General features: G+C 70.1%; 7 protein-coding genes and 1 pseudogene. 5 read left to right on the forward strand and 3 right to left on the reverse strand.

Going from position 1 to position 8459, the window contains the following annotated elements:
- The 3 genes from E5198_RS19155 to E5198_RS19165 form a co-directional block, all read left to right on the forward strand.
- Positions 1-3068: response regulator (locus tag E5198_RS19155; protein ID WP_136491534.1), on the forward strand; the 3068-nt coding region annotated here is incomplete at its 5' end.
- Positions 3061-4083 (forward strand): chemotaxis protein CheB, encoded by a 1023-nt coding sequence (locus E5198_RS19160; protein WP_136491535.1) that lies wholly within the window; start codon positions 3061-3063, stop codon positions 4081-4083. The genes E5198_RS19155 and E5198_RS19160, both read left to right, overlap by 8 nt.
- Positions 4084-4096: 13 nt before the next feature.
- A complete protein-coding gene (locus E5198_RS19165; protein WP_136491536.1) occupies positions 4097-4579 on the forward strand; it encodes a chemotaxis protein CheW in 483 nt (160 codons plus the stop codon).
- Positions 4580-4642: 63 nt separating this feature from the next.
- On the opposite strand, the gene E5198_RS19170 is transcribed toward E5198_RS19165, so the two are convergent.
- Together E5198_RS19170 and E5198_RS19175 are read right to left on the reverse strand one after the other, a co-directional pair.
- On the reverse strand, positions 4643-5362 hold the full coding sequence (locus E5198_RS19170) for a 16S rRNA (uracil(1498)-N(3))-methyltransferase (RefSeq protein WP_136491537.1): 720 nt from the start codon (positions 5360-5362) through the stop codon (positions 4643-4645).
- A 66-nt stretch (positions 5363-5428) separates the two neighbouring features.
- Complete coding sequence (locus E5198_RS19175) at positions 5429-6835, reverse strand: adenosylmethionine--8-amino-7-oxononanoate transaminase (RefSeq protein ID WP_136491538.1); 1407 nt, start codon at positions 6833-6835, stop codon at positions 5429-5431.
- Positions 6836-7005: 170 nt separating this feature from the next.
- On the opposite strand from E5198_RS19175, the gene E5198_RS19180 reads away from it, so the two are divergent.
- Positions 7006-7557, forward strand: a complete 552-nt coding sequence (locus tag E5198_RS19180) for a cytochrome b (RefSeq protein ID WP_136491539.1) — start codon at positions 7006-7008, stop codon at positions 7555-7557.
- A 26-nt stretch (positions 7558-7583) separates the two neighbouring features.
- Positions 7584-8159: a YceI family protein gene (locus E5198_RS19185; RefSeq protein WP_136491540.1), complete on the forward strand. Its 576-nt coding sequence runs from the start codon at positions 7584-7586 to the stop codon at positions 8157-8159.
- Between the two features lie 86 nt (positions 8160-8245).
- On the opposite strand, the pseudogene E5198_RS19190 reads toward E5198_RS19185, so the two are convergent.
- A pseudogene (locus tag E5198_RS19190) lies at positions 8246-8459 on the reverse strand (DEAD/DEAH box helicase); the annotation flags it as partial.

Consider the following 8459-nt stretch of genomic DNA (forward strand, 5'->3'; position numbering starts at 1 on the left):
AAGCCGAAGCCGAAGCCGAAGCCGAAGCCGAAGCCGAAGCCGAAGCCGAAGCCGAAGCCGAAGCCGAAGCCGAAGCCACGGACCTGGACTTCCTGGCACTGTCGCTGGCCCAGGAGCGCGGATTCGCCGAGCCGATGGCCGCCGAGGCTCCGGCGCTGCCCGCTGCATCGCAGCATGCGGCGGCCCTGCAGGCCGACCTGCAGAGCAGCCTGGTGGTCGAGCGCGACCCGGAGCTGGTGGAGATCTTCCTCGAGGAAGGCTTCGACATCCTCGACTCCGCCGGCGAGGCCCTGCAGCGCTGGATCGAGGCAGGCGCCCGCGGTCCGGGCCTGGAAGCCCTGCAGCGCGATCTGCACACCCTCAAGGGCGGTGCGCGCATGGCCGAGGTCAGCGAGGTCGGCGACCTGGCTCACGAGCTGGAATACCTCTACGAAGGCCTCGGCGATGGCCGCCTGCAGGCGGAGTCTTCGCTGTTCGGTCTGCTGCACGACAGCCACGACCGCCTGGCCCTGATGCTCGAGGCCTTGCGCAGCGGCAAAGCGCTGCCCGATGGCGCACAACTGATCGAGGCGATCCGTCGCTTCCGCCGGCAAGGGCAGCAGGGCGGCGATACCCGCCAGCCTGCCGCCCCGGTCCTGTCCGAGGCTGCCGCGTCTTGCGCGGCGCCGCTCGATGCGCTGGCGCAGGCCGGGCAACCGCTCGACGACAGTGCGGCGGACGATGACGAATCGGGCTTCCTCACTCCGGAGCTGAGCGACAGCGATGTGCTGTCGCTGTTCCTCGAGGAGGCCGGCGACCTGCTGGAGGCGCTGGAGTCCGCACTCGGCAGCTGGGAAGGCCGTGGTGCCGCGCCGCTGGACGACCTGCTGCGCGTGCTGCACACCCTCAAGGGCGGTGCGCGGCTGGCCGGCCTGCGGCATCTGGGCGAGCTGGCCCTCGAACTCGAGCAGCACCTGAACGCGGCCGCGACCGACAGCAGCGCGCTGGCCTCGCTGTTCCCGGCCCTGCAGAGCGGTTACGAGCGCCTGCTGGCCGATGTCGAGCAGCTGCGCACGCGGCTGCCCAGCGAGGCGGCCGAAGGGCCGGAGCCGTCCGCTGCGCCGGTCGCGCCGCGCCTGGAGCCGCTGGTGCAGCGGCTCACCCCGGTGCGCGACGACGTTCCGCGCAAGGTGCTGCCCTTCGTCCAGCGTGCCCAGCAGGCGGCTGCCGAGGCCGCTGCGCGTCGCGCGCCGCAGGAGCTGGTCAAGGTGCCGGCGGAGCTGCTCGAGGCGCTGGTCAACCTGGCCGGCGAGACCTCGATCTTCCGGGGGCGCGTCGAGCAGCAGGTCAACGACACCGCCTTCACCCTCGGCGAGATGGAAGCGACCATCGAACGGGTGCGCGACCAGCTGCGCCGCCTGGATACCGAAACCCAGGCGCAGATCCTCTCGCGCTACCAGGCCGAGAGCGAGCGGGCCGGCTACGAGGACTTCGACCCGCTGGAAATGGACCGCTACTCGCAGCTGCAGCAGCTCTCGCGCGCACTGTTCGAGTCGGCTTCCGACCTGCTCGACCTCAAGGAAACCCTGACCGCGCGCAACCGCGATGCGGAGACCCTGCTGCTGCAGCAGGCGCGGGTCAACACCGAGCTGCAGGAAGGCCTGATGCGCACCCGCATGGTGCCGTTCGACCGCCTGGTGCCGCGCCTGCGCCGCATCGTGCGCCAGGTCGCCGGCGAGCTGGGCAAGCAGGTCGAACTGGTGGTGCACAACGCCGAAGGCGAGATGGACCGCAGCGTGCTGGAAGGCATGGTGGCGCCGCTGGAGCACATGCTGCGCAATGCCGTCGACCACGGCATCGAGGCGCAGGAAGTGCGCCGCGCCGCCGGCAAGCCGGAGGCGGGCACCATCCGCCTGAGCCTGAGCCGCGAGGGCGGCGACATCCTGCTGACCCTGGCCGACGACGGCGCCGGGGTGAACATCGCTGCAGTGCGCCGCAAGGCCGTCGAGCGCGGCCTGATGGCCGCCGAGTCCGAACTGTCCGACTACGAGGTGCTGCAGTTCATCCTCGAGGCCGGCTTCTCCACCGCCGCCAAGGTCACCCAGATCTCCGGGCGTGGCGTGGGCATGGACGTGGTGGCCTCCGGGGTCAAGCAGCTCGGCGGCTCGGTCAGCATCGACTCGGTCGCCGGCCAGGGCACCCGCTTCCTGGTGCGCCTGCCGTTCACCGTGTCGGTCAACCGCGCGCTGATGGTGCACTCCGGCGAAGACCTGTACGCCATCCCGCTGAACACCGTGGAGGGCATCGTGCGCATCTCGCCCTACGAGCTGGAGGCCTACTACCAGCCGGGCGCACCGCGCTTCGAGTACGCCGGGCAGCAGTACCAGGTGAAGTATCTCGGCGAGCTGCTGAACAACGGCCAGCAGCCCAAGCTGGCGGCGCAGAGCCTGCCGCTGCCGGTGATCCTGGTGCGCTCGGCGGAATACGCCACCGCGGTGCAGGTGGACAGCCTGGCCGGCTCGCGCGAGATCGTGGTGAAGAGTCTCGGCGCGCAGTTCTCCGGCGTGCCGGGGATCTCCGGCGCAACCATCCTCGGCGACGGCCGGGTGGTGGTGATTCTCGACCTGCTGGCCACCCTGCGTGCCCGCCAGGCCCAGCAGCTGCCAAGGCAGGCCGGTGTGGCGCGCCTCGGCACGGAGAGCGCCGACAAGCAGCGCCCGCCGCTGGTCATGGTGGTCGACGACTCGGTGACCGTGCGCAAGGTGACCACGCGCCTGCTCGAGCGCAATGGCATGGAGGTGCTGACCGCCAAGGACGGCGTCGACGCCATCGCCCAGCTGCAGGACGTGGTGCCGGACGTGATGCTGCTCGACATCGAGATGCCGCGCATGGACGGCTTCGAGGTGGCCACCCTGGTGCGCCACGACGAGCGTCTCAAGGACCTGCCGATCATCATGATCACCTCGCGGACCGGCGAGAAGCACCGCGAGCGCGCGCTGGCCATCGGAGTCAACCAGTATCTCGGCAAGCCGTATCAGGAAGCGGCGCTGCTCGAGCAGATCCAGCAGCTGGTAGGTCGTCATGAGTGAACGTAGCAGCGGCCGCGTCGCGGTCATCGCCGATACCTCGCTGCAGCGCCACGTGCTGCAGCAGACCCTGCAGGCCAACGGCTACCAGGTGCTGCTCAACAGCGACCCGCTGCGTCTCGACGACGAGCAGCTGAGCGCCTGCATGCCGGATCTGTGGCTGGTCGACCTGGCCCAGCTGGAGGATTCGCCGCTGATCGACCGGCTCCTCGAGCAGGCCAGCGCCCCGGTGCTGTTCGGCGAGGGACAGGCTCCGGAGCGCAGCTCCGAGCACTACCCCCGCTGGGAGCGGCGTCTGCTCGGCAAGCTCAAGCGCCTGGTCGGCGATCCGGCCCGCGCGGTCGGCCCGAGCCTGGAGGCGCTGCTCGCCAACGGCCAGCGCCCGCCGCGGCTCAACCTGCCGGAAGCGCTGGCCGAGACGGCGCTGGCCATCGGCGAACCGGCCGAGCAGGTGTGGCTGCTGGCGGCCTCGCTGGGCGGCCCGGAGGCGGTCAAGGAGTTCCTCGACGCCCTGCCCGGCGGCCTGCCGCTGGGCTTCATCTACGCCCAGCACATCGATCCGTCGTTCGAGCAGCGCCTGCCCCAGGCGGTCGGCCGCCACAGCCAGTGGCCGGTCAACCTGGCCCGCGAGGGCGACCGGGTGCGCTGCGGCGAGGTGGTGGTGGCGCCGATCAGCCACGAGCTGGCCTTCGACGAGGATGGCTGCATGCGCATCCTCGACCGCTCCTGGCCGGAGCCCTACAGCCCGTCGATCGACCAGATGATGCTCAACCTGGCCCAGCAGTTCCCGTCCTGCTGCGGCGTGATCGCCTTCAGCGGCATGGGCAGCGACGGCAGCGCCGCCGCCGCCTATCTGCGCCGTCAGGGCGGCCTGATCTGGACCCAGAAGGCCGACAGCTGCGCCTGCCCGAGCATGCCGGACAGCCTGCGCGACGGCGGCCACAGCAGTTTCAGCGCGACCCCGCGCGAGCTGGCCGAGGCGCTGGTGGTGCGCCTGGCCGAGCAGTACGACCAGTGAGCAGGAGTCAGCCATGAGCCAAGCAGCCCCCGTCACCGCCGGCGCGGCACAACAAACCCTCAACACCCTGCTGTTGCCGCTCAGCGACCGCGTCCTGCTGCTGCCCAGCGTGGCGCTGGCCGAGCTGATCAACCAGCGTCCGGTCGAGGCGCATCCGGGGACTCCGGACTGGTATCTGGGCGACCTCATCTGGCGCGACCTGCGCCTGCCGCTGCTGTCCTTCGAGGCGGCGTCCAGCGGCAAGCCGCCGGCACCGGTGGGCAGCGGGGCGCGCATCGCGGTGATCAACGCCATCGGCGGCCGGCCGCAACTGAAGTTCTTCGCCCTGCTGGTGCAGGGCATCCCGCGGCCGCAGAGGCTCGATACCCAGCTGGCCAGCGCCGGCGCCCCGCTGGCCGCGCTGGAGCTGGATTCGGCGCTGGTCGAGGGCGAGCTGGCGCGCATCCCCGATCTGATCGCCCTGGAGCAGAAGCTGGCCGATATCGGCCTGATCTGAGCTGAACCGCCGCAACGCCACAGGCCCGCATCTGCGGGCCTGTGGCGTTTCAGGGGCAGGCGTTCAGAAGTCGCCCCACAGCTGCTGGGCCACGCTGAGCGCCACCACCGGCGCGGTCTCGGTGCGCAGCACCCGCGGGCCGAGGCGGGCGGCCTGGTAGCCGGCGCGCTGCGCCTGCGCCACCTCGGCGTCGCTCAGGCCGCCTTCCGGGCCGATCAGGAAGGCCAGCGAGGCCGGGCGGGCATGGCCGGTCAGCGGCTCGGCGACCGGATGCAGCACCAGCTTCAGCTCGGCGGCGGTCTGCTCCAGCCACTCGGCCAGGGACAGCGGCGCATGGATGATCGGCAGCACCGAGCGGCCGCACTGCTCGCAGGCGCTGATCGCCACCTGGCGCCAGTGGGCCAGGCGCTTGTCGGCGCGCTCGTCCTTCAGGCGTACCTCGCAGCGCTCGCTGACGATCGGGGTGATCTCGGCGACCCCCAGCTCGGTGGCCTTCTGGATCGCCCAGTCCATGCGCTCGCCGCGCGACAGGCCCTGGCCGAGGTGGATGTGCAGCGGCGACTCGGCGAGCCCGGCGAGCTGCTCGCGCAGCTCCACCTGCACGTTCTTCTTGCCCACCTCGACCAGTTCGCCGACGAACTCGCGGCCGCTGCCGTCGAACAGCTGCACGGCGTCGCCGGCGGCGAGCCGCAGCACGCGGCCGATGTAGTGGGCCTGGGCCTCCGGCAGATCGAAACGGCCGAGGGACAGGGGGAGATCGACGAAGAAACGGGATAGACGCATGGTGGGCAGCGGCGGACGGCGACGGAAAGACGGCTAGCTTACCGGTTTCCGTGCGCCGCTTGCAGGTCAGCCCGGATCGTGGAAGGTCGCCGGGCCGCCGGCCGGCACGCTCACGCGGACCGCCTCGCGGGTGGCGATGTCGATGCCCTCGCTGGCCACCTCGGCGAGGAAGTCGATCTGCTCGGGGGTGATCACGTAGGGCGGCAGGAAGTACACCACGCTGCCCAGCGGTCGCAGCAGCGCGCCGCGCGCCAGGGCGTGCTGGTAGACGGCGAGGCCGCGGCGCTCCTGCCACGGATAGGGCGTCCTGCCGGCCTTGTCGGCGACCATCTCGATGGCCAGCGCCATGCCGGTCTGGCGCACCTCGGCGACGTGCGGGTGGTCCCCGAGGTGCGCGGTGGCGCTGGCCATGCGCGCGGCCAGGGCCTTGTTGCGCTCGATCACGTCGTCCTGCGCGAAGATGTCCAGGGTCGCCAGGGCGGCGGCGCAGGCCAGCGGGTTGCCGGTGTAGGTGTGCGAGTGGAGGAAGGCGCGCAGGGTGGCATAGTCGGCGTAGAACGCCTGGTAGACGTCGTCGGTGGTCAGCACCGCGGCCATCGGCAGGTAGCCGCCGGTCAGCGCCTTGGACAGCACCAGGAAGTCGGGGGTGATGCCGGCCTGCTCGCAGGCGAACATGGTGCCGGTGCGGCCGAAGCCGACGGCGATCTCGTCGGCGATCAGGTGCACGCCGTAACGGTCGCAGGCCTCGCGAAGCAGCCGCAGGTACACCGGGTGGTACATGCGCATGCCGCCGGCGCCCTGGATCAGCGGCTCGACGATCACCGCGGCGATCTCGCCGTGATGCTCGGCCAGGGTCTGCTCCATGTGGGCGAACATCGCCTGCGAATGCTCCTCCCAGCTCACCCCCTCCGGGCGCAGGTAGCAGTCCGGGCTGGGCACCTTGAAGGTGTCCAGCAGCAGCGGCTTGTAGGTGTCGGTGAACAGCGCCACGTCGCCCACCGACATGGCCGCCACGGTTTCGCCGTGGTAGCTGTTGGTCAGGGTGACGAAGCGCTTCTTGCCGTCGCGGCCGGCGTTGCGCCAGTAGTGGAAGCTCATCTTCAGCGCCACCTCGATGCCCGAGGAGCCGTTGTCGGCGTAGAACACCCGGGAAAGGCCCGGCGGGGTGATCGCCACCAGGCGTTCGGACAGCTCGATTACCGGCTGGTGGCTGAAGCCGGCGAGCATCACGTGCTCGAGGCTCTCCAGCTGCTCCTTGATGCGCGCGTTGATTCGCGGGTTGGCGTGGCCGAACACGTTGACCCACCAGGAGCTGACCGCATCCAGGTAGCGCCGGCCGTCGAAGTCCTCCAGCCACACGCCCTCGCCCCGACGGATCGGGATCAGTGGCAGCTGCTCGTGGTCCTTCATCTGTGTGCAGGGGTGCCAGAGCACGGCCAGATCGCGCTCCATCCACTGTTGATTGCGGCTCATCGACGGCGCTCCTCGAACGGACAGGGCGCACAGTGTAGCCCCGGGGCCGCAGGGATGGGCAGAGGCGCGGATCCATCGGACATTCGAATTGTTTTGAACCAGAAATTCCGCTTTATATCGATGGGTTTGTTGCTAGTCTTGGCTTCTCGCTTTTAACGGGAATCCTTCTCATGCAATGGCGCAATTCCGCCCGCCGCTACGGGCTGGTCAGCATCCTCCTGCACTGGGGCATCGCCCTGGCGGTGTTCGGCCTGTTCGGCCTCGGCCTGTGGATGGTCGGCCTCGACTACTACAGCAGCTGGTACCGCCGCGCCCCCGACCTGCACAAGGGCATCGGCATCCTGCTGCTGCTGGCCATGCTGCTGCGCGTGGTCTGGCGGCTGGTCAGCCCGCCGCCGCCGGCGCTGGCCAGCTACAGCGCGCAGACCCGCGCCGGCGCCGCGCTGGCCCACGGCCTGCTGTATCTCGGGCTGTTCGCCCTGATGGTTTCCGGTTACCTGATCTCCACCGCCGACGGCCGCGCCATCGAGGTGTTCGGCTGGTTCAGCGTGCCGGCCACCCTCAGCGGCATCGACGGCCAGGAAGACATCGCCGGCCTCGTGCACCGCTGGCTGGCCTGGGGCCTGATCGGCCTGGCCGTGCTGCACGCCCTGGCCGCCCTCAAGCACCACTTCATCGACCGCGACGCGACCCTCAAGCGCATGCTGGGCCGCGCCGAATGACCCCTAGACTGCAACGGAGTCCCACCATGCTGAAGAAATCCCTGCTCGCCCTGAGCCTCGGTTCCCTGCTGTTCGGCGCCCAGGCCATGGCCGCCGACTACAAGATCGACAAGGAAGGCCAGCACGCCTTCGTCAACTTCAAGATCAGCCACCTCGGCTACAGCTGGCTGTACGGCACCTTCAAGGACTTCGACGGCAGCTTCAGCTTCGATGCTGCCAAGCCGGAGGAGAGCAAGGTCAAGGTCGAGCTGAAGACCGCCAGCGTCGACTCCAACCACGCCGAGCGCGACAAGCACCTGCGCAGCGCCGACTTCCTCAACGTGGCCAAGCACCCGACCGCCACCTTCGAGTCCACCGGCGTGAAGTCCACCGGCGAGGGCACCGCCGACATCGCCGGCAACCTGACCCTCAACGGCGTGACCAAGCCGGTGGTGATCGCCGCCAAGTTCATCGGCGAAGGCCAGGATCCGTGGGGCGGCTACCGCGCCGGCTTCGAGGGCAGCACCAGGCTCAAGCTCAAGGACTTCGACATCCAGAAGGACCTCGGCCCGGCTTCCCAGGAAGTCGAGCTGATCATCTCCGTCGAGGGCGTGCGCCAGTAACGCGCCGTCCCTGAACGACAACGCCGCCCGAATGGGCGGCGTTGTCGTTTCCGGCAGCGACTGCGCCGCAGGAGCGGCGCGGGCGCTTACTTGTTGCGGGTCAGCAGCGCCGGCTTCTCGCTGCGCGGGCGGTTTTCCTGCTCCAGCTGTTCCAGCTGCTCGGCGGTGGGCAGGCGGTCGCTGCGCGACGGCTTGCGCACGATCACCGGCTGGGTGTCGCGCGGGCTGCGCACGGCCGCCGGCTCGCGCAGCGGCGGCTCACGCAGCAGGCTGTCGCGGGCGCGCTGGCCGAGGTCGCCG

Origin of the sequence: Pseudomonas sp. A-1 (genome assembly GCF_004801855.1) — a bacterium.
Lineage (GTDB): Bacteria > Pseudomonadota > Gammaproteobacteria > Pseudomonadales > Pseudomonadaceae > Geopseudomonas.

Coding starts and splice junctions, on each gene's coding strand:
- E5198_RS19160 (WP_136491535.1), top strand. CDS start 3,061: ATGAGTGAACGTAGCAGCGGCCGCGTCGCGGTCATCGCCGATACCTCG.
- E5198_RS19170 (WP_136491537.1), bottom strand. CDS start 5,362: ATGCGTCTATCCCGTTTCTTCGTCGATCTCCCCCTGTCCCTCGGCCGT.
- E5198_RS19165 (WP_136491536.1), top strand. CDS start 4,097: ATGAGCCAAGCAGCCCCCGTCACCGCCGGCGCGGCACAACAAACCCTC.
- E5198_RS19185 (WP_136491540.1), top strand. CDS start 7,584: ATGCTGAAGAAATCCCTGCTCGCCCTGAGCCTCGGTTCCCTGCTGTTC.
- E5198_RS19175 (WP_136491538.1), bottom strand. CDS start 6,835: ATGAGCCGCAATCAACAGTGGATGGAGCGCGATCTGGCCGTGCTCTGG.
- E5198_RS19180 (WP_136491539.1), top strand. CDS start 7,006: ATGCAATGGCGCAATTCCGCCCGCCGCTACGGGCTGGTCAGCATCCTC.